This is a genomic window from Leclercia sp. EC_58 (genome assembly GCF_019584355.1).
Lineage (GTDB): Bacteria > Pseudomonadota > Gammaproteobacteria > Enterobacterales > Enterobacteriaceae > Enterobacter.
This window is the reverse complement of the sequence record NZ_VDAM01000001.1, coordinates 3,250,786-3,270,809: the sequence shown is the minus strand read 5'-3', so window position 1 is coordinate 3,270,809 and position 20,024 is coordinate 3,250,786. Positions and strand designations below refer to the sequence as shown.

19 protein-coding genes are annotated in these 20,024 nt (G+C 53.0%); 17 read left to right on the top strand and 2 right to left on the bottom strand.

What is annotated here, in order from left to right:
- The first annotated feature begins 5 nt into the window (after positions 1-5).
- From FHC51_RS16100 to FHC51_RS16055, 10 genes are read left to right on the top strand one after another with little or no spacing between them, the layout of a single operon-like run.
- A complete protein-coding gene (locus tag FHC51_RS16100) occupies positions 6-971 on the top strand; it encodes a hypothetical protein (protein ID WP_220436028.1) in 966 nt (321 codons plus the stop codon).
- A gap of 9 nt (positions 972-980) precedes the next feature.
- On the top strand, positions 981-2,936 hold the full coding sequence (locus FHC51_RS16095; protein ID WP_220436027.1) for a vWA domain-containing protein: 1,956 nt from the start codon (positions 981-983) through the stop codon (positions 2,934-2,936).
- Positions 2,936-3,622 carry an ABC transporter ATP-binding protein gene (locus tag FHC51_RS16090; RefSeq protein WP_255584892.1) on the top strand — a complete coding sequence of 229 codons (687 nt, stop codon included), beginning with the start codon at positions 2,936-2,938 and terminating at the stop codon, positions 3,620-3,622. Before FHC51_RS16095 ends, FHC51_RS16090 begins: the two co-directional genes overlap by 1 nt.
- Positions 3,603-4,835 (top strand): FtsX-like permease family protein, encoded by a 1,233-nt coding sequence (locus FHC51_RS16085; RefSeq protein ID WP_309236346.1) that lies wholly within the window; start codon positions 3,603-3,605, stop codon positions 4,833-4,835. The genes FHC51_RS16090 and FHC51_RS16085 overlap by 20 nt, the downstream gene beginning before the upstream one ends.
- Entirely contained in the window at positions 4,825-6,360 is a 1,536-nt protein-coding gene (locus FHC51_RS16080; protein WP_220436026.1) for an SUMF1/EgtB/PvdO family nonheme iron enzyme, read from the top strand. The genes FHC51_RS16085 and FHC51_RS16080 overlap by 11 nt, the downstream gene beginning before the upstream one ends.
- Before the next feature lie 23 nt (positions 6,361-6,383).
- Positions 6,384-7,085: a hypothetical protein gene (locus tag FHC51_RS16075; protein ID WP_032611725.1), complete on the top strand. Its 702-nt coding sequence runs from the start codon at positions 6,384-6,386 to the stop codon at positions 7,083-7,085.
- A gap of 10 nt (positions 7,086-7,095) precedes the next feature.
- Positions 7,096-7,578 carry a hypothetical protein gene (locus FHC51_RS16070; protein WP_032611727.1) on the top strand — a complete coding sequence of 161 codons (483 nt, stop codon included), beginning with the start codon at positions 7,096-7,098 and terminating at the stop codon, positions 7,576-7,578.
- Between the two features lie 56 nt (positions 7,579-7,634).
- Positions 7,635-7,817: a hypothetical protein gene (locus FHC51_RS16065; protein WP_220436025.1), complete on the top strand. Its 183-nt coding sequence runs from the start codon at positions 7,635-7,637 to the stop codon at positions 7,815-7,817.
- Positions 7,814-8,107, top strand: coding sequence for a hypothetical protein (locus FHC51_RS16060; protein ID WP_220436024.1), 294 nt, complete (start codon positions 7,814-7,816; stop codon positions 8,105-8,107). Before FHC51_RS16065 ends, FHC51_RS16060 begins: the two co-directional genes overlap by 4 nt.
- Before the next feature lie 14 nt (positions 8,108-8,121).
- Entirely contained in the window at positions 8,122-8,553 is a 432-nt protein-coding gene (locus tag FHC51_RS16055; protein WP_127472168.1) for an IrmA family protein, read from the top strand.
- A 1,740-nt stretch (positions 8,554-10,293) separates the two neighbouring features.
- On the opposite strand, the gene FHC51_RS16050 is transcribed toward FHC51_RS16055, so the two are convergent.
- Complete coding sequence (locus tag FHC51_RS16050; protein WP_220436023.1) at positions 10,294-13,278, bottom strand: Tn3 family transposase; 2,985 nt, start codon at positions 13,276-13,278, stop codon at positions 10,294-10,296.
- Between the two features lie 158 nt (positions 13,279-13,436).
- Between FHC51_RS16050 and FHC51_RS16045 the strand changes: the two genes are divergently transcribed.
- The 3 genes from FHC51_RS16045 to FHC51_RS16035 all read left to right on the top strand — a co-directional run bounded on the left by FHC51_RS16045 (position 13,437) and on the right by FHC51_RS16035 (position 15,712).
- A complete protein-coding gene (locus FHC51_RS16045) occupies positions 13,437-14,015 on the top strand; it encodes a recombinase family protein (RefSeq protein ID WP_103181196.1) in 579 nt (192 codons plus the stop codon).
- 175 nt (positions 14,016-14,190) lie between these two features.
- Positions 14,191-15,396 (top strand): chromate efflux transporter, encoded by a 1,206-nt coding sequence (gene chrA, locus FHC51_RS16040; protein WP_220436022.1) that lies wholly within the window; start codon positions 14,191-14,193, stop codon positions 15,394-15,396.
- Positions 15,397-15,406: 10 nt separating this feature from the next.
- Positions 15,407-15,712 (top strand): PadR family transcriptional regulator, encoded by a 306-nt coding sequence (locus FHC51_RS16035; protein WP_094484737.1) that lies wholly within the window; start codon positions 15,407-15,409, stop codon positions 15,710-15,712.
- Between the two features lie 128 nt (positions 15,713-15,840).
- Here the strand turns inward: FHC51_RS16035 and arsH are convergent, their stop codons facing one another.
- The gene (arsH, locus tag FHC51_RS16030; RefSeq protein WP_220436021.1) at positions 15,841-16,539 is read right to left on the bottom strand and encodes an arsenical resistance protein ArsH; all 699 of its coding nucleotides are present in this window, start codon (positions 16,537-16,539) and stop codon (positions 15,841-15,843) included.
- 85 nt (positions 16,540-16,624) lie between these two features.
- On the opposite strand from arsH, the gene FHC51_RS16025 reads away from it, so the two are divergent.
- The 4 genes from FHC51_RS16025 (at position 16,625) to FHC51_RS16010 (ending at position 19,638) form a co-directional block, all read left to right on the top strand.
- Positions 16,625-16,945 carry a transcriptional regulator gene (locus FHC51_RS16025; protein ID WP_004206577.1) on the top strand — a complete coding sequence of 107 codons (321 nt, stop codon included), beginning with the start codon at positions 16,625-16,627 and terminating at the stop codon, positions 16,943-16,945.
- Between the two features lie 44 nt (positions 16,946-16,989).
- Complete coding sequence (locus FHC51_RS16020) at positions 16,990-18,279, top strand: arsenic transporter (RefSeq protein ID WP_220436020.1); 1,290 nt, start codon at positions 16,990-16,992, stop codon at positions 18,277-18,279.
- 12 nt (positions 18,280-18,291) lie between these two features.
- Positions 18,292-18,717: a glutaredoxin-dependent arsenate reductase gene (arsC, locus tag FHC51_RS16015; RefSeq protein WP_023316432.1), complete on the top strand. Its 426-nt coding sequence runs from the start codon at positions 18,292-18,294 to the stop codon at positions 18,715-18,717.
- 279 nt (positions 18,718-18,996) lie between these two features.
- The gene (locus FHC51_RS16010; RefSeq protein ID WP_220436019.1) at positions 18,997-19,638 is read left to right on the top strand and encodes a DNA-binding protein; all 642 of its coding nucleotides are present in this window, start codon (positions 18,997-18,999) and stop codon (positions 19,636-19,638) included.
- Positions 19,639-20,024 lie beyond the last annotated feature (386 nt).

Sequence of the window (20,024 nt, the reverse complement as noted above, 5' to 3'; positions counted from 1 at the left end):
CGGACGTGATCAAACCCGAATTAAAACCCTTAAACCCCGTCAATCCTGGCTACGCCACCCTGCTGCTTAAGGGCTGGAAAGGCGGCATTGAGGGCGTTGAGATTTCTATCCTGCGCAACCAGGACAACTTGTACCTCGACAGCCGCGGTAGTTGGGTGAGCGGTGAAATGTTCCTTGGCCTGCCAGCCCTAAGCCTCGTTGACGACGTGCCTGCCGTGCAGGTTGGCCCGTCGTTTATCGACCCGCTGCTGGCAAACCGTCAGGCGGCGTACCGCATCGCCATCAAAGACAGCGGTGCCCGGGATGTGGGTATTCTGGCGATCGCTGACGGTCTGCTCAGCTCCCAGGCCGGCGGGGAAAACCCACTGACAGCGAACAGTCAGACGCTGGACGTCACTCCGCCCACGCAGCCTGAGCCAGTGGTGGAAGCCCCGGTGCAAGAACCAGCGCCAGTCGTTGACGCGCCTGCGCCCCCCGCAAAAAGCAAAGCACCGATGGCCATTATCCTCGCCGTGATCGCCCTGCTGGTGGCCGCTGCAGCTGCCGGATGGTGGTTTATGCGTCAACCCGCGCCAGCCGACGCGCCCGCACCTGCACCTGTCCCTGCTGCCCCGGTAGCCAAAATCAGCGGCCCTTGCGGTGATGACCTTATGAAAAGCGGCAACGACATGGAATTCGTCAAAGGCTGTCTGCGCAGCCAGCCAAGTAGCGCGCAACTGCTGGATGTGATTGCCAAAGCGAAAGCCGAGAAAAAATGTGACGTCGCTCAACGCCTGTATGCCTACAAGGCACAGTCCGGCGATAGCCAAATGGCGATGCGATACGCGCAAGAATATGACCCGAAATCCGCCCAGGCGGAGGGATGCTTCAGCCCTGACCCGCAGACGGCCAGCTACTGGTACGAAGCGGTGGTGAATCAGGATCCGCAAAACGCTGAGGCGAAAGCCCGTTTAGCTGAGCTGAAAAAATAGGACGAAGGAATGAAAAAGAGTTATGGATTCAGCGGCCTGCTGTGCGCGGCGGCATTAAGCCTGCCTGCCCACGCCGATGACACAAAGCCGCTGCTACAGGAAGGTAAACAGACCCTGTTCCAGCGGGTGCTCACCTATCCGGGCTGCCAGCTGGCCGCCAAAGCGGGCGAAGCGGGCAAAGAACAGCCTGCGTTCAGCCGCTTTTACGTTTACCAGCGCGAAAAACAGGGTCAGGAAGAGTGGTTGCAGATCGGGCCGGACAGTTTCGGCCACGTCTCTGGCTGGATGAAGGCCTCGTGCACCGTGGACTGGAAAGTGCAGTTGACGCTGGCCTTTACCAACCCCGCCGGACGCCACCCGATGCTGTTCTTCAAAGAGAAGAGCGATGTGGAGTCGCTCCTTAACAATGCCAAACCAGCCGCTGCGCTGGAGCCGATGATCGCCAGTCTGAATCAGAAAAAGCCGGTGCCGCAGGTGCTGGCCCGTGAACCGGAGTATATGGTCGATCAGCTGAAAAACTTCTACCTGCTGCCGGTGCTGGGTTCTGACGATGTCTTTACCGATACCGGTTTTCAGGTCCGGGTGCTGAACGTTGCTTCGGTCAGTGAGAAAGGCAGCGCCAATGCCCCTGCCAAATCCACCGACGAGAAGAACATGATGAAGGGCTTCTCTGCGTCGGTGGTGTTCGTGATCGACTCGACCATCTCAATGGGACCGTACATCGATCGCACCAAAGAGGCGATCGATAAAATCTACAAACGGATCGAAAAAGAGCAGCTCCAGGACAAAGTGAAGTTTGGCCTGGTGGCCTACCGTTCCAGCGTCAAGGCGGTGCCCGGGCTGGAATACGATGCCAAAATGTATGTCGATCCGACCACGGTGAAAGACGGCAAAGATTTCCTCGCCAAAGTGCATGACCTGAAGCCGGCGACTGTCTCCAGTAGCAAAGTGGATGAAGATGCCTACGCCGGGGTGATGACCGCGCTGGATAAAGTCGACTGGACGCAGTTTGGCGCGCGCTATGTGGTGTTGATCACCGATGCGGGCGCGCTGGACGGCACCGACAGCCTCTCTGCAACCCATCTGAGCGCAGAGCAGGTACGCCAGGAAGCGGCCTACCGTGGCGTCGCGCTGTACACCCTGCACCTGAAAACGCCGGACGGAAAGAAAAACCACGCCTCGGCGGCGGCGCAATATCAGGAGCTGACGCTGAATCCGTTCCTGCATAAGCCGCTGTACTACCCGATTGACTCCGGGGATGTGAACAGCTTCGGCACCATCGTAGACAATCTGTCCAATGCTATTACCGGTCAGATCAAAACCGCTTGGAGCGGTGAAGAGACGGCAGGCAGCGCCCTCGGCGCCAGCCCGGAATATGCCGGTAAGAAAGCCGATCCGCTGCTGAGCGATGCCGAGAAACTGAGCAAGGCCATGCGTCTGGCGTACCTCGGTGACAAGCAGGGCACGCAAGCGCCGCCGGTCTTTAAATCGTGGATTAGCGATCGCGATCTGGTGAATCAGAACATCCCGGCGACCGAAGTTCGCGTCCTGCTGACCAAAAGCGAGCTGAGCGATCTGAGCGACGTGATGAAGAAGATCGTCAACGCCGCCAACGAAGGGATGATCTCGCCGGATGACATGTTCGCCAGCCTGCGATCGCTGGCGGCGACCATGGGCAATGATCCTAACCAGGCAAAAGGCAAAAATGCGACCCGCCTCGGTGAAATGGGCCTGTTGGGCGAGTACATCGAAAGCCTGCCGTACCTGAGCGAAGTATTGAGCCTCGATGAAGAGACCTGGAAGAGCTGGGATGGGCTGGAGCAGGAGCGTTTCATTCGTCGCCTGAACACCAAACTCAACTACTACCAGCGCTACAACGAAGATGCCGATCGCTGGGTCGCGCTGGCACCGGACAGCGATCCGCGGGATAACGTCTACCCGGTTCCGCTGGAGAACCTGCCCTGATGCTTCACATTTGTAATATGGACATCCGCCGGGGTGGGCCGCAGGGCTTCTACGTCTCGCTGCCGGGGCTTACGCTCCGGTCCGGCGAGGTCGCGGCGCTGACCGGTCCCAGCGGCTGCGGCAAAAGCACGCTGCTGGAGATGATCGGGGCGATCCTGCGCCCAGGCAGCCTCGGTGCCTATCAGCTGAGCGAGCGTGACATTGCCGCCCCGCTGCTGGCTGAAGACGAGCCTGCGCTGGCCGCGATCCGCGCCCGCGAGCTGGGTTTTATGCTGCAACATGGCGGGCTACTGCCGTGGCTGTCGGTGATGGAAAACATCACCCTGGCGCGACGGCTGGCGGGCCTGACCACTCAATCCTCTTGGCTGGAGACGGCCATCGACACTTTGGGCGTGCGTCACCTGCTAAAGAGTTTGCCTTCCCGGCTCTCCATTGGTGAACGACAGCGCGTTGCGTTTATTCGCGCCATCGCCCATCAACCACGCCTGCTACTGGCGGATGAACCGACCGCCGCGCTGGATCCGGACAACGCCAGCCGTCTGTTTGCGCTTATCGTCGACATGGTGCGGACTCTGGATATGACCGCTATCGTCGTCAGCCATGACTGGCAACGTGTTGAACAATACGGTCTCAAACGTTTCACCGCCAGCATTGAGGAGGGGAAAAGTGTCTTCCTGCCCGGTTGACAGGCCTTCTGAACGCGGCCTGCTATGGCGTATGGCACTGCGCGATCTGATTCACGATCGCAAAGTCGCCCTGTGCATTATCTTTTCGCTGATTGCCGTGATTGCCCCGCTGCTTCTGCTATTCGGGCTGAAAAACGGCATCGTCAGCCAACTGCGACACCAGCTGCTGGACGATCCCCGCACCCGAGAAGTGCGGATTACCGGCAACGGAAATTACGATTTCAGCTGGCTGGAACGACTGGCGGAACGTCCGGAAGTGGGCTTTTCGATCCCCCTGACCCGCTCGCTGAACACCCAGGCAGATCTGGTGCGCGATGGTCAGCGCTTTGTTGCGGGTGCTGAAGTGATTCCCACCCGCAGTGGCGATCCGCTGTTATCGGGCGTTACGGTGCCTCGCCAGGATCATCAGGTGGTGTTGAGCGCCAGCGCAGCCCGTCGGTTGGAACTCAAACCCGGCGAGTCATTCCGACTGATGGTCAACCGCAAAGTTGAGGGGCAAAACCAACGCACGGCCTTCGCCTTGACGGTAAGCGGCGTGCTGGACGACGCCCGATTTGCTCGCGCAGGCGCCTTTGTCACTCTGCCGTTGCTGGTGGCGCTGGAAGACTATCGGGACGGCTACCAGGTACCGCTATTACAAGTTAGCGAGGGCAAACCGCCCCGGGAGCGCACACGCTTCTCCCGTGCACGGGTGTATGCCAGCTCGCTGGATGATGTCTCGGCGCTGGCTCGCTGGCTGGAAGAGCAGCACATCGAAGCGGTCACCCAGGCGGCACAGATTGAGGCCGTGCAGGCGATAGACCGTGTGCTGGGCGTCATATTCGGCGTGATCGCATGGATTTCAGCGACGGGCTGCATCGCCTCGTTGATTGGTGCCTTTATCGCCAATATCGATCGCAAAAGAAAGGACATGGCGATACTGCGGCTTCTCGGTTTTCGTCGTCGCGCCGTCACCCTGTTTATTGTTATCCAGGTGCTGTTCCTGACCGGTGCGGCATTCGCTGCCGGGCTGGTGCTCTATCTGCTGGGCAGCACGTTGTTTAACCGGGTGCTGGGCGCCTCACTGCCCGATCAGGCGTTTGTCTGCCACCTCGAACCCCTTCATTATTTGGCGGCGCTGCTGTGCGTTCTGGTCGTTGCACTCAGCGTTGCCGCGATCGGGGCATTACGCGCCCTGAAGATCGAACCTGCGGAGAGTTTACGTGAAATTTAAACTGGCACTGGGCCTGTCGTTGATTGGGCTGGGCTATTCCTGCGCCGTGCAGGCCACCTGGGATGAGAAATTCTGGAACCCGAAACCGCTGGCAGACGATGTGATCCTGCCAATGCCCTGCGACGGCGCGATGGCGTTTCGCAAAGTTGCAATACCGCAAAACAAGCCCTTAGAGGATTACAACATCGTCCTCGGCCAGGAAGGCGATGAGTTGGGGTTCGTGGAGCAATCCCGGCAGGAGCATATTGCTGGCAGTTTCCCGGATCCGAAGAACAAAGGCCGTTACTACCTGATCGCGAAGTACGAACTGAGCGATTTGCAGTTCCGCGCCCTTTCCGGTGAGTGCCCTAAAGCCGACATCAAAGGCCGCCTGCCGAAAGTGAACATCGGCTGGATGGATGCGATGGCGTTTGCGAATCAGTACAACCTGTGGCTTCGTAAAGAAAAGCTCGCCTCACTGCCAAAAGACGACGGACAGCCGGGCTTCCTGCGTTTGCCGACGGAAACCGAGTGGGAGTTTGCCGCCCGTGGCGGGCTGGCGGTGTCGCCGTCTGAGTTTCGAGATCAACACTTCCCGATGCCGGAAGGTTTGAACGGCTATGTCTGGTTTGCCGGGGCGCAGTCGTCCAACGGCAAGCTGCAACTGACCGGCCTGCTAAAGCCGAACCCTCTCGGCATACATGACATTCTGGGCAACGTCGCGGAGATGATGTTTGAACCTTTCCGCCTGAACAAGCTGGATCGTCTGCACGGTAAAGCAGGTGGCTACGTGGTCCGCGGCGGCAGCTATGTTACGACCCAGGGGGATATTCGTAGCGCCCTTCGCGGCGAAGAACCTTACTACACCGACAGCGGCGAAAACGTGAGTAAAACCACCGGCGTGCGCCTGGTGATGGTCTCTACCACCCTCACCTCCCGCGATCGCGTGAAAGAGATCGAGAAAGAGTGGCAAGCCCTCGGCAGCGCACCCAAAACCGCAACACAAGGCAAGGCCCCAGACTCACTGCAAAACCTGAACGCCATCTCGGCCAAAGTGCAGGATGACGGGCTTAAAAAGGAGCTGGAAAAACTGCGTGGTGAGCTGCGTGCCAACAGTCAGCTGCGCGATGAACAGCGCGACCAGGCTATTCGGACTTCGCTGCAACTGGGCGCATTCCTTTGCACCAAGATGAAAGATGACGGGGAGTTTCTCGAACGTCTGAACCAGCTCTACAGTAAAACCTGCGCCGCCGACAGCCAGTTGGACGCAAACTGCGCGCGACGCCAGGAACAGCTAGGTCAGCACCAGAAAGCGCTCGATTTTATCTCCAGTTACTACGCTGACACGCTGGTTGATATGGGCTCCACCTACAACAAACCGCTTATTGACCCACAGATTGCAGTGGTCCAGCAGCAGATGGCTGCACGCGGAAAAACGAACCTGAACGGCTACCTGGACACTTACTGGAGCAACCTTCAGGGCTACTGGAAAGATGGCAAAGTCGCGCGCGATGCGTGGCTGATGGCATGCAAAAAAAATAATTAATTTTGACAAGGAGATAGCAGGTAATGGTTACTTTTAAAGCGTTACGCACAGCAGCAGTTGCAGGTTTGATGGTGGTTCTGGCGGGCTGTCAGAGTACGGGGAGTGGTGGCGGCGGCGTAGATCCACGTCTCGCCAATAATCAGGATGTCGAGTTTTTTAACAAATCTGGCTGGCAAGCTTGTGCCGGCGGCGCGGCGCTGGGTGCGCTCGCGTGTGCCGTCAGTAACTCCAGCAACAAAGCTGTGTGTATGGCAGCAGCCGCGGTTGCCGGTTGCGGTGTAGGGATCGGTGCCAACGCATATCTGGATAACCAGCGTAAGAAGTATGCCTCGCAAGAGCTGCAGTTAGACGCAGCAATCAAAGATGTGGAAAGTGAAAACGCCCGCATTCAGAACGCCACTACTGTTGCCAAATCAGTTATCGCGTCCGACAAACAGACGCTGGCCAGCATTGAAAAAGAGATGACCGCAAAGACCGCGAAAAAAGACGCGGTTCAGAAGCAGATCAAAGGAGTGGATGCCAATATCGCCTATCTGCGTAACACCATCACGGATATGAAAAAACATGAAAAACAGTGGCAGGACGTCTCTGCAAGTATGAATAAAACCGGCAGCGATACCAAAGAACTGGATAGCAAAATTGCGTTGATGCAAGACAAAATCGGCTCCCTTCAGGGCGAGCTGGATAGCCTGTACACCCAGCGTACCGCGCTGAAAGTGGGTTAAGGAGAACAGAATGCGTTATTTACTGCTAGCCGTTGGCGCCTTGTTGTTGAGCGGCTGTGCGACGGATGCACGCGACTGCGACCCGACTACGGGCGATGTCAGTATCGTCACCAAATTTAACTGCAACTATTCCGGTACCTGGGATAAGCGCGTGGATGACAAACAGAACACACTCGCGCACGAGCAAGTTCTGAATGCAGAGTTTAAAGCTGTTAACGAAGCCATTGAGAAAGAAAAAGCGCAGAGCAACGCCAGCGTTGCCAGCAAACGTCAGTCTCAACAGGCTCTACAAAGCTCGCTAAATAAACTGGTGGCTCAGCTTAAAACGAAAACCGCTGGACGTGCCGATGCGCAAAAACAGGTCGCCGACCTCGAAAAAAGTATTAAAGAGGCACAAAACCGACCGAGCGAATCTGTCATGCAAAAACAGATGGAGCTGCAAAAACTGCAGGGTCAGTTAGCCGAGCTGCAAGCCACCCTGGCGACCCAATAACGAGCACGACCTGCCGGGGACAGATCCGGCAGGTTATCGCTTATCAGGACAAATCCATGAAAACAAAACTGATTGCCCTAGGCCTTCTCGCAACGGCAGCGTTCATGAACCAGGCCCTTGCGGCACCGCCTGACCCTGAACTGCTTTTCAACTGTGATTTATCTAATGGCAAGGGGGTTGTTGTGCGTCTCAATAACGACGTACCAACCTACTACTACGGATCGATAAAGTCGAAATGACCTTACCAAAATTCGAAGGGGATAAGACTCAGGTTCGCGCAGGCCAGGTCGCCTTCTCCGGTGGCGGTGCCTCCTGGTACCGCTTTATTAATGGCGTATACAGCTATGTAGTTTACAGCGGCATAGGCAAAGGCTGGGAGTTTACCGGTCTGAAGGTCTATAAAAACGCCAAACTGCTGATGAAAAAAGAGTGCACTAACGGCGGGTTCTTGACGCAGACTTATCGTGGAGAAAACCTGGTGCAGGAATCGGATACTGGCGACGATGCCACTTACGGATACGCCGATTAATGACAGGCCATTTGATGAAGCGACAAATCAAAGCAGGAACGATGATGGCTAGCCTGCTGTTTATGGCGCCCGCCAGCGCACTGGAAATTTGGCACTCAAACACCGTCTGGGCGAACCAGGGGATGTGTAGCGCCACCTTCATGCTAGATAGCGGCATGAGCGAGGTGGGTCCGCTGGAGATTGGAGTAGAGCTGGTGAATGTTCAAGGAGTGGTCGTCGCCATCGATACGCTGAACGTCGATCGGTTTGGCGATTCGGAAGCAACCCGTTACCAGACAACTTTTCTCGAAAGTGAAGCCGTGTGCGAGGATGACCTTACCGTACGTTTCACCGCCCTGGTGACGGTGTCAGGCCAGTCGAAAAAAACGTTGCCATTGAGTGAGCTACATATTCGCACATTCAAACCCTTCACTCTCATCAACCCTCACTGGAATAAGCAGGATTAGCGAACTCGATGAATTCGGTTTTTTTTAGAATTATCGGTAAACAAATGAGTCGCGATATTTCCCCTGCTAGTGAGTTTTCCTGAAGGCGCCATCAAACCTGTCGAGGTTTAGATACCTTGAACCGGCATAGAGGCGCGGCCGCTAGCCTAAACTGGATTTATTCCGTTCGGTGGCACTGTAGCCTGGTGAAGCAGGTAAAGGAGCAGAAGGGATCATCTGTCCCCACCCTTGCCCTATAAAGCGGTAATCCACTTAAAGCTATTCAGAAGCTGAATTACGCGGCCGGAGTGGTCCCGACAAGGCGAAGCCGCAGCCGGGGCGTATCTCCGCGTTAGCGCCGATTGAGGCGCTTACGAGCGTGTATTCCTATACTTACCGGTGCACTATTTACAGTGGCTCATAATCTAGTTACAACATCCATCATTGAAAGCGACACTACTCCCGGGCTTCGCCCGGGGCGGCGGCGCTGTTCAGGGTTAGTCTGGGCTCAGTTGTTGCCGCTATGCACGGAATTCGATTATTGGTTGAGATGGGCTCTCTGATTCATATCTGTGAGGGTATTTCAGGTTGCAAGGGATGTAACTCTATGCTTATGTATGTTGTAACTATGATTTAAAAAAACTCATGGTCCTCTTAAGATCGTCAACAAAGTTATCGGTCCTGATTAATCTATGCGTCTTGTTTTTCCCGCCTCGGATTGAGCGTGATGCTATCTTTACGTTGCCGGTTTCATGCCTGGCGTGAGAAGCTTGCATAGCAAGCTTCTCTGATCCGCGTCCTCATTTATAGACTGCTGCCTATAAAACTGCGCTAGTGTTTTTCGTCATAGTAACAAACGAATTAATACACCCAGATTCGCACTTCCTTTACGTTTTTTAGCTCAATGAAGCCCACCGCGAGCACTTCCTATGGTCAATAAAAATTGGTCACTCCTTGAGGCTTTTTCGTAAAATACCTCTGATTGCTTCGGCGGCAACCTGTCCGACGTCTGATTCGGACGCACAGAATGAAATGCCGAGCCGGATTTTCTTACCCAGCACAAAAAAATTGTCAGCAAAGAAGTACTATGTGGACTGGGAACATAAGACATGTGCTGTACATCTACAACTTATCATTCATCATGTCAGAGCAGTCGGCAGTCGCGATCAGATGCTTGGTGCAAGTGGTGATGTATAACAGCCAAGTTGTCGTCTCGGATATTACCTACGCTGAGATGCGCTTTAGGACAGGCCTCAGCATGTCATGATCAGCTCGCGCGCTTCGATGCCGTAATTTACAAAAATCACCCTTATACTAGTGAAATGAAGGCAGTGCTGGCCGCAGCCAGGATGTCGATTGGTTCGAACGACTCTGCCCTATCGGACGTACCGCATGAAAATTCTGTTGTTTTTGTTGACTAAGGATTATGAGTTTAGCTTGCAAGTTAGACGGACACTTTTCTTCGTGTGATAGAAACGGGAAGTATTTCCTACGAAATTAATAATAAAATAGTATTTATTCAACAAGTTACATCCAAAGATTAAGTTAGACGGACACTTTTCTTTTTGGTTAAAGCCATCCTCAGGGTGAGCAATGTCCTTTTAGCCCTAATGCATTGATATTTATTATTAATTTACCCATACATCCAAGTCGGACAGACATATTTGTTTGTCTGAGCTGCAGGCATCTGTAAAAAACCTCTTAACCTGGACGGACAAATTACTTATAGGGGTCCGCTTGGAAAACGGAAATTATCCTACGCTAAGCCTGTTTTTTGTACATATTACTATTCACTGAGCGTAATGCGCGGTATTTACCCTGTCCCAGTTTGAGGTTCGTTCTCCAGACGTAATCCCCGCTCAGGTTGATATGTTCCCATCCCAGTGGTGACAGATGGGTAATCAGTTGCTCATTAATCGGGATCCCTTTTCGTCTCAAAGAATCTATCGCTCTTTCTATATATACCGTATTCCACAGTGAGATCGCCGCAGTCAGCAACGTCAGACCGCTGGCTCGATAGCTCTGATTCTCCAGCCCCCGATCTCTGATTTCACCCAGCCGATGCATAAAGACCGCTCGCGCAAGGGCATTGCGAGCCTCACCTTTATTCAGCCCCGCCTGTACGCGTCGACGCAGTAAAGGATCCCTGAACCAGTCCAGCATAAACAATGACCTTTCGATGCGGCCAATCTCTCTCAGCGCCTTTGCCAGACCATTCTGCTTCGGATAGCTTGCCAGCTTTTTCATCATCAGTGATGCTGTTACCGTTCCCTGCTTTATAGAACTTGCCAGACGCAGCACCTCATGCCAGTGGGTTTCAATTTCCTTTAGATTCAGGCTGGTTGTCGAGATGATTGACTGAAGCCCCTGATACAACTCAGCTTTTCCATGAATAAACAGCCGTTTGTCATGAAGATCCCGGATCCTTGGCGCAAAAGCGAATCCTAGCAGATGCATTAGCGCAAAAACATGCTCAGTGAAACCTGCTGTGTCGGTGTAATGCTCTGTAATTTCCAGATCAGTTTCGTGGTACAGCAGACCATCAAGTACGTGTGTTGAATCCCGCACGCGGCTGATAACTTTGGTGTAAAACGGGCTGTATTGGTCCGAAATATGCGTATAAATCTGCACGCCTGGATCCTGACCGTATTTAAGATTGACCTGACCAGCATAACGCCCGTGACTCCCCACCCGAAAGTTCTGTCCATCAGACGATGACGTTGTTCCATCGCCCCAGAATGCCGCCAGAGGGCGTTTTTTCTGGGCATTGACCAACTCGGCCAGCGCAGCTGAATAGGTTTCATCCCTGATGTACCAGGCCTGAATGCCCTCGAGTGACGATTTGGTCGTTCCCGGACAGGATTCGGCCATTTTTGTCAGTCCAAGGTTGATACCATCGGCCAGGATGGTGGTCAGTAACAACTTTCTGTCTTTAGGTCTGACGTGATTGTTTTTGAGATGTGTGAAATGGTGGGTAAAACCAGTCCAGCCGTCCACTTCATCCAGCATTTCAGTAATTTTAGGGTGAGGGAGCATGCCATAAACCAGATCGCCAAAAGGGGATGCTGCTGAAGGGACACTGTTATCCAGCGGGGTAATTTTCACGCCTTTATCCGATATATCAACATCGGGTAAATCACCGGCCAGCGCCATCGCGTTAACTTCTTCCAGACGCGATGCAAGAAGCGTCAAACGGCTCTTGATGTATTCATGGCAATCGGCCGGAACAGCAAGGGGTAACTGGTTATCCCGGAGTGATTTTTCAAAATCGTCTGACGGGATCAGATAATCATCGAAATTCCTGTAGCGGCGTGACCCCTTTACCCAGATGTCACCTGAACGTAAGGCTCCCTTCAGTTCATTCAGCACGCAAAATTCGTAATATTTTCGGTCAATGCCGGTGGGGGTGATCACAACCTTTCTCCAGCTTTCCGGGATGAACCCGATTAGCGCGGAAGGCGGTACTTTTCGGAGTTGTTTTCTATACATATCTCTGACGGTATCCAATGCGTCAGTGAGCTGCATTGCGGCGGGTGCAGCCCTGAACTGCAACACGGACAGCATCCGGGGGGCGTATTTACGCAGCGTACTGTATTTTTCTGTCATCAGATGCAACGGGTCGAAGTTGTCCTTACGTGACAGGAACCGCGTCTCTTCCACGCTGTTGATGAATTCCTGCCAGGGAAGGACGTCTTCTATTGCGGCCCAGGGATCTTCCCCGGACTCTCTGGCGTTAAGTAATGCCTGTCCGACGGTAACGTATTGCTTCAGTTTACTCTGAATCAGCTTTCCCGTTTGCTGGAGCCGCTCGGCCTGAGTACGTTTTGCCCTGCTGAACAGACTACTCAGAATACGCTCGTGCAGATCAATAACTTCGTCAGTCAGGGTGGATCTGGCCTCCGATATGATACAAACCAGCGAGGCATAACGGCGAACATCCGTGAATCTTGCCAGATCCCGGCTACTCATTTTCCTGCCTTCGCGTGCGAGTTTCAGGAGTCGGTTCTGGTGAACGGAAAGTGCAATGCCGTCAGGGAGTGCCAGCGACTCAATCGCATTTAACCGGTCGATATGTTGCAGGACATTTTTACCATTAATTTTTCCCGGAGGCTGGAGCAGCCAGGCCAGCCGTGAAGGTTGCTCACCCTCAGATACCAACAGACGGTCCAGTGCCGCTTTATGCCCTGGTTCAAGCTGCGCGGTAAGCGCAGAAAAAACCGCCCTGTCGGCAAGTGTTGTTGCTTCGGCCAGGGTTCGTTCGATCACTTCAACAGAGGGGAAAATAACCTTATTATTGTGGAGCCAGGAGAGCATTTCCTCCGCAAGTAAAAAACCTCTGTCTGTCCGCATGGCGTGGGGATAAAGGTGGCGAATACAGGTTTTTTGCAGCGCCCGGTTAAAAGGGGATAATTCCAGGTAGCGGTAGAGTTCAGCCAGATGTTCCCAGCGGGTGACCTCTCTTGATGCATACTCGGCCCACAAATCAGACTGGACTTTCAAATGAGCCGCCAGCCTGAAGACAACACCGTCGTGAGGTGAAATACTTTTGTCGGGAGGAAACCCTGGTCCTCGCAAATAACAGAGTAAAACTGCAAAGCCCAGACGGTTAGCTGGCCTGCGGTGTTTATTAATGAGCGCGAGGTCATGTTCACTCAGAAAGCACATGCGCGTCAGAAATACGTCATCATCCGGCACAATCAACAAGCGTTCTTTTTCTTCACTACTGAGTATTTGTCTCCGTGGCATAAATGCTTCCCCTGCACATAGTTCATTAAAGTTATCATTCGCACTGACCGAAACCGGTCGGTTTCGTACGCCTCGCAAACAATATGTCCGAAAGTCAGCGAAATTTGTTTCGTACATACATTATAATTCGGACATCCATTTCGTACGGAAAGTTTCCTATGTCACGAGTTTTTGCTTACTGCCGGGTTTCGACTCTTGAGCAAACCACCGAGAATCAGCGAAGGGAAATTGAAGCGGCGGGTTTTGCCATCAGACCCCAGCGACTGATTGAGGAACATATAAGTGGTTCGGTTGCTGCCAGCGAACGTCCCGGATTTATCCGGCTGTTTGATCGCATGGAAAATGGTGATGTGCTGATAGTCACCAAGCTGGATCGTCTTGGGCGTAATGCCATGGATATCAGAAAAACTGTTGAGCAACTGGCTTCGTCAGATATTCGTGTTCACTGCCTGGCGCTCGGAGGTGTTGATTTGACCAGCGCTGCCGGGAGAATGACGATGCAGGTGATTTCAGCTGTGGCTGAGTTTGAGAGGGATCTGCTGATTGAACGCACACATTCAGGGATTTCTCGGGCAAGATCAGCCGGGAAACGCTTCGGTCGTCCGCCCATCTTGAGCGAGGAGCAAAAAAAAATAGTGTCAGAGCGCCTTAATTCCGGGGCCAGTATCAGTGCGGTTGCCAGAGAATTTAATACCACCCGGCAAACCATACTCCGGGTAAAAGCAGGACAGCAATAATACTGAATGTGAATAAAGCCCATAACTGGCCAGGCAGTTGAAACTGTTCTTGAAGTAAACATCTGGAAAGCATGAAACATCATTCTATCCACAGGGAGCAGTGGCTATTATAATCGAATTTCGATAACGAAATTCGATTATAATAGCCAATAAAACCAGCAATCAGGATCTGACCATGAACGATACTGCCAGGAATGATCACAGCCCCTGGGCTGTCTTTCTGATTTTCTTCCGACTTGGCCTGACATCCTTCGGCGGCCCAATTGCCCATCTGGGTTACTTCCGCGATGAGTTTGTGACGCGACGGCAGTGGTTGACCGAGCGCAGCTATGCAGATTTGGTCGCTCTGTGCCAGTTCCTTCCGGGACCAGCAAGCAGTCAGGTTGGTATAGCGCTCGGGCTGTCCCGGGCCGGTTATACCGGGGCGCTGGCAGCATGGGCCGGCTTCACGCTACCGTCAGCAGTTGCACTGATCCTGTTTGCGCTGGGGATGACCAGTTACGGGGATGTGATGCCCTCTGGTGTATTGCATGGGCTGAAAGTGGTAGCCGTTGCGGTGGTCGCGCAAGCTGTATGGGGCATGGCCCGAAATCTTTGCCCGGATATACCGCGTATTACTGTCATGGCAGTGGCAACCTGCTTTGTGCTTCTTGTGCCATCGGCCTGGGGACAGGTGGGAGTAATCGTCACTGCGGCTGTCACTGGCATGTTACTGTTCAAACCTCAGCAGACGACGGTACATGATCCGCTGCCCGTTTCAATACGGCGTCGCGTCGGATTGTTCTGGCTCACGCTGTTCTTTGTGCTACTGACAGGGTTACCATTGCTGACGGCGATATTCCCAAATCCGACGCTGTTAATGGTAGAAACTTTCTACCGGACCGGATCACTGGTTTTTGGTGGCGGGCATGTCGTGCTGCCATTACTGCAGACTGAAGTCGTTCCTTCTGGCTGGGTCAGCACTGATACATTCCTGGCTGGCTACGGCGCTGCCCAGGCCGTTCCTGGACCGTTGTTCACTTTTGCAGCCTTTCTCGGGGCTTCGATGAACCAGGTGCCTTCTGGCTGGCTGGGTGGTCTGGTTTGTCTGCTGGCAATTTTCGCACCGTCCTTCCTTCTGATTGTGGGAGCATTGCCGTTCTGGGAAAGTCTGCGCCGCAATATCCGTACACAAGCAGCGTTGCAGGGTATTAATGCAGCCGTAGTTGGCCTTCTGCTGGCAGCTCTCCATCAACCAGTATGGACGAGCGCAGTTCTCGCTCCGCAAGATTTCGGCCTTGCCCTTGTGGCACTGGTCGCTCTGATGTTCTGGAAACTGCCGCCGTGGCTGGTCGTAGTGAGTTGCGGTGTTGCGGGTTGGTTGTTGAGTTTAGCACTGTGAGGTTCCGGGCGTGACCGACAAAGATCTTTACGGCGGGATGATCCGTTTGCACATCCTGCATCATGCAGCCAAAGAACCCGTCTTTGGTCTGGGCATCATTGAGGAATTGCGACACCACGGTTATCAACTCAGCCCGGGTACCCTGTATCCGATGCTGCACGGTATGGAAAAGAAGGGGTATCTCACTTCACGACATGTTCAGGCCGGTCGACGAATCCGGCGAGTATATGAAATCACCGGACAAGGGCACATAGCGCTAACGGACGCCAGAAACAGGGTGAAAGAGCTGTTCGGTGAACTTGTTGAAGGCAAATGATATGCCTATGGTTTTAGTCCGGTCTGCCGTCTTCTGAAAACGACAGACACATGTAAGATTATCCGCTGCCTGGCAGAACGAGACTTTGTGAAAACGCTCATGATGTGTATTTATACGATCAGAAGGCGTTATATTTTTTCCTGATTGACGCGGTACGAAAGTTCCTGATGACTCTCTTTTCGTTCGCTGTAGCGATCTGCAAGGTAGCTGGTTTGTCCCCTGAGCAGCAACGTAATTTTAAACAACTCCTCTGCGACATCTACGATACGGTCGTACCATGAGGACGGCTTCATCCTTCCGTTCTCATCAAATTCCTGCCAGGCTTTCGCCACCGAGGACTGGTTGGGAATTGTGAACATCCGCATCCAGCGGCCCAGAATGCGCATCTGGTTCACGGCATTTAAGGACTGCGAACCGCCGCAAACCTGCATCACTGCAAGTGTCTTGCCCTGCGAAGGACGAACCGCGCCTTCACTCAACGGTATCCAGTCGATCTGCGCCTTCATCACCGCGCTCATAGCCCCGTGCCGTTCCGGCGAGCTCCACACCATCCCGTCACACCATCTGACCAGCCCGCGTAGCTCGGAGACTTTAGGGTGCGTATCCGGGGCATCATCCGGCAGGGGTAAACCGGAGGGGTTAAAGAATTTCACCTCCGCGCCCATCGCCGTCAGCAGGCGACCTGCTTCCTCCGCGGCAAAGCGACTGTAGGAGCGCTCCCTTACTGAGCCATACAGGATCAGAATCCGTGGGGGCTCCTGCAGGTGCAGACGTTCGGCAATATGTTGATCAAAACAGTCAGTATTCAGGGCTGGAAATTGTTCCATTTTTCTCCTCCGGAGAGAACAGGTGATTTTAAAGTTAATATATATGATCTAACATATGTGTATTCTAAAGGGAACGGAGTGAAAAATGCTACAACCTGTTCAGCTTTTCAAAATCCTGTCGGATGAAACACGGCTAGCCATCGTCATGCTTCTCCGGGAGTCCGGAGAATTGTGCGTCTGCGATATCTGCGTTGCCACCTCCGAATCGCAGCCCAAAATTTCGCGACATATGGCTATCCTTCGCGAGGCTGATCTGGTTCTTGACCGTCGGGAAGGCAAATGGATCCACTATCGTCTGTCACCCCATATTCCGGCGTGGGCAGCAGAGACAATCACGACGACCTGGCAGTGTCTGCGCGAGGATGTACGTGAATGGCTGGACAAATCAGCCTGCACCTCCTGCTGAGGCAGGAAAACATATTTACAAAATCATATATGATGGGGTCTGAGATGCTTTTGGCAGGGAGTATATTTTTACTGACGCTGGTACTGGTGATCTGGCAACCCAGAGGCCTGAGTATTGGCTGGAGCGCGAGTATCGGGGCTGTGCTGGCGCTGGGAACCGGTGTCATCCATATCGCTGATATTCCCGTTGTCTGGAATATCGTCTGGAACGCGACAGCGGCATTTATTGCGGTCATCATCATCAGCCTGCTGCTCGATGAGTCCGGCTTCTTTGAGTGGGCCGCACTGCACGTCTCCCGCTGGGGTAACGGACGTGGCCGCCTGCTGTTCACCTGGATAGTCTTGCTCGGTGCCGCTGTTGCTGCTTTGTTCGCCAATGATGGCGCCGCGCTGATCCTGACGCCGATTGTGATTGCGATGCTGCTCGCACTGGGGTTCAGCCAGGGCACGACACTGGCCTTTGTCATGGCTGCAGGATTTATTGCAGATACGGCCAGCCTGCCACTCATTGTTTCTAACCTGGTGAATATCGTCTCGGCGGACTTCTTCGATCTGGGCTTTACGCAGTACGCCTCCGTTATGATCCCCGTGGATGCGGCAGCGATTGCGGCCACGCTGATCATGCTGCATCTCTTCTTCCGCAGGGATATTCCGGCAACGTATGACGTTTCGCTGCTGAAGACGCCTGCCAGTGTGATAAAGGATGCGGCAACGTTCAGGGCGGGCTGGATTGTCCTGTTATTGCTGCTTGTCGGTTTCTTCGTTCTGGAGCCGCTGGGGATCCCTGTCAGCGCGATAGCAGCTGCTGGCGCAGCAGTACTGTTTATCGTGGCGAAAAGAGGTCATGGCATCAACACAGGGAAAGTCCTGCGCAGTGCGCCATGGCAGATCGTGATTTTTTCGCTGGGCATGTACCTGGTGGTCTATGGCCTGCGCAATGCCGGGCTCACGGAGTATCTGTCTGGTGTACTGAACCTGCTGGCAGAAAAGGGGTTATGGGCAGCAACGTTCGGCACCGGCTTCCTGACCGCGTTCCTGTCGTCGGTGATGAACAATATGCCGACGGTGCTGATTGGCGCGCTGTCGATTGACGGGAGTACGGCGACTGGCGTCGTCAAAGAGGCAATGATTTATGCCAACGTGGTTGGCTGCGATTTAGGCCCGAAAATCACCCCGATTGGCAGTCTGGCAACCCTGCTTTGGCTGCATGTGCTTGCCCGGAAAAATATAACGATCACCTGGGGTTATTACTTCCGCACCGGCATTATCATGACTCTGCCCGTGCTGTTTGTCACTCTGGTCGCGCTGGCGTTGCGGCTTTCCATCACTTTGTAATGAGATAAAGATATGAGCAACATTACCATCTATCACAACCCGGCCTGCGGCACTTCACGCAACACGCTGGAGATGATCCGTAACAGCGGTAACGAACCGACCATTATTTATTATCTCGATACGCCACCGACCCGTGATGAGCTGATTAAACTTATTTCAGATATGGGAATTACGGTGCGTGCATTGCTGCGTAAGAATGTTGAGCCTTATGAACACCTGGGCCTTGATGAAGAGAAATTCAGTGATGAGCAGTTGATTGATTTTATGCTTCAACATCCGATCCTGATTAATCGGCCGGTAGTCGTTACGCCGCTTGGCACTCGTCTTTGCCGCCCTTCAGAAATAGTGCTGGATATTCTACCTGAAGGTCAGAAAGGAGCGTTTACCAAAGAGGACGGCGAAAAGGTCATTGACGAAACGGGGAAGCGGGTTAAGTAACCTGTTTTTTTCGTCTCATTTTTATCGTATTCGGGTGTCTGTCTGTACCATGCAGACGCTCGCTTTTTGTAATGCCAGCTAAAGAAACAGGCTTAACGTAGGATATTTTCCGTTTTCCAAGCGGACCCCTTATAGAGCAATTCAAAACCGCCGCAGAAAGTGACCCCTAGCATTTATTACGTAATTGATTCTAAATCTAAATGAGTCTGCGGGTTTATCACCAGAAGTTTGACCATTACAAAAACGCAAAATAGAATAAATGTCAAACTGAGGTAACTTATGAACAGACATACCAAAACAGAACTAGAGCTGAGCGCAAAAGTGACGCTGGCTGATTTTCAACTAAGTCTTCTGAAAAGGATTAATAACATCGCGGTCTCACTGATGCCTGAGTTTGAAGATAAAAACAAAGCATTGGACGCAATCACGCTGGATGATGGTTCACTGATGCAACTGCTCTGCTCCATTCAGATGGAACAAAAGACGCGTGCTTCAGAACAGGAGATGCGTAAAGTACGCCTTCGCCGCGAAAATCTGGAGGCTTTTTACAAGAGCCTCCAGGAGCTTGGCGGCACCCTTAAGGTTAACGACGTGGCCGATAAGCTGGGCATCACCCGCCAGTCAGTAAATGTCCGAGTAAAAAAGAATCAGCTCATTGCGTTTAAACAAAACGCCGATTATATCTTCCCAGCCTTCCAGTTCACCGATAAAGGCCTGGTGCCCGGGTTTAAAGAAGTCATGAGCGCGTTTGATGAAGACACGCATCCAATGCTGCGTCTCGGTGTGCTGAAAGCGCCGATTCAACTCAGTGAAGATGTGACAAAAACGCCGATTCAGATCATGCAGGATGGCGCAAAGCCCGGCGAACTGGAGCTCGCAATACGTTCTGCGAGATTGTGCGGCAACCATACTGCCAACTAACCTGTAATGTGGGGGAATGCTCAAAATATTAGAGCATTCTCAGTGAATGATAGTCAGAATACCTTTGAAGTATACCTTTAACACTGCATGTATCCTCGCCGAATATCAGTAACAGCCTGCCCGGAAACAACAAGAATACGATGCGATTTTACAAGCTGCCTTCTATGAGGGGAAACAGCAGTAGATGAACTGTAATTTGTAATTATTGAACTGATACTTAGCATGTGTCTCAAGTTAACAAGGGCGTTCATAATGATGAGCAATGAGGCAGATAATGATATGCAGAAGGAAGTTCAGATTATGCTCTAGTACCCATTCACTAATGGCTTTCCATCCATAAATTACGGTCCACAGTCCATCTTTGATAGTTTTCCGTTCATTAATCA

Bases quoted from the DNA above. Each gene is read 5' to 3' on its own strand.
- FHC51_RS16095 (WP_220436027.1), top strand. From the start codon at position 981: ATGAAAAAGAGTTATGGATTCAGCGGCCTGCTGTGCGCGGCGGCATTA.
- FHC51_RS16045 (WP_103181196.1), top strand. From the start codon at position 13,437: ATGTCACGAGTTTTTGCTTACTGCCGGGTTTCGACTCTTGAGCAAACC.
- FHC51_RS16025 (WP_004206577.1), top strand. From the start codon at position 16,625: ATGCTACAACCTGTTCAGCTTTTCAAAATCCTGTCGGATGAAACACGG.
- FHC51_RS16090 (WP_255584892.1), top strand. From the start codon at position 2,936: ATGCTTCACATTTGTAATATGGACATCCGCCGGGGTGGGCCGCAGGGC.
- FHC51_RS16075 (WP_032611725.1), top strand. From the start codon at position 6,384: ATGGTTACTTTTAAAGCGTTACGCACAGCAGCAGTTGCAGGTTTGATG.
- FHC51_RS16010 (WP_220436019.1), top strand. From the start codon at position 18,997: ATGAACAGACATACCAAAACAGAACTAGAGCTGAGCGCAAAAGTGACG.
- arsC (WP_023316432.1), top strand. From the start codon at position 18,292: ATGAGCAACATTACCATCTATCACAACCCGGCCTGCGGCACTTCACGC.
- FHC51_RS16065 (WP_220436025.1), top strand. From the start codon at position 7,635: ATGAAAACAAAACTGATTGCCCTAGGCCTTCTCGCAACGGCAGCGTTC.
- FHC51_RS16020 (WP_220436020.1), top strand. From the start codon at position 16,990: ATGCTTTTGGCAGGGAGTATATTTTTACTGACGCTGGTACTGGTGATC.
- FHC51_RS16060 (WP_220436024.1), top strand. From the start codon at position 7,814: ATGACCTTACCAAAATTCGAAGGGGATAAGACTCAGGTTCGCGCAGGC.
- FHC51_RS16070 (WP_032611727.1), top strand. From the start codon at position 7,096: ATGCGTTATTTACTGCTAGCCGTTGGCGCCTTGTTGTTGAGCGGCTGT.
- arsH (WP_220436021.1), bottom strand. From the start codon at position 16,539: ATGGAACAATTTCCAGCCCTGAATACTGACTGTTTTGATCAACATATT.
- FHC51_RS16055 (WP_127472168.1), top strand. From the start codon at position 8,122: ATGAAGCGACAAATCAAAGCAGGAACGATGATGGCTAGCCTGCTGTTT.
- chrA (WP_220436022.1), top strand. From the start codon at position 14,191: ATGAACGATACTGCCAGGAATGATCACAGCCCCTGGGCTGTCTTTCTG.
- FHC51_RS16050 (WP_220436023.1), bottom strand. From the start codon at position 13,278: ATGCCACGGAGACAAATACTCAGTAGTGAAGAAAAAGAACGCTTGTTG.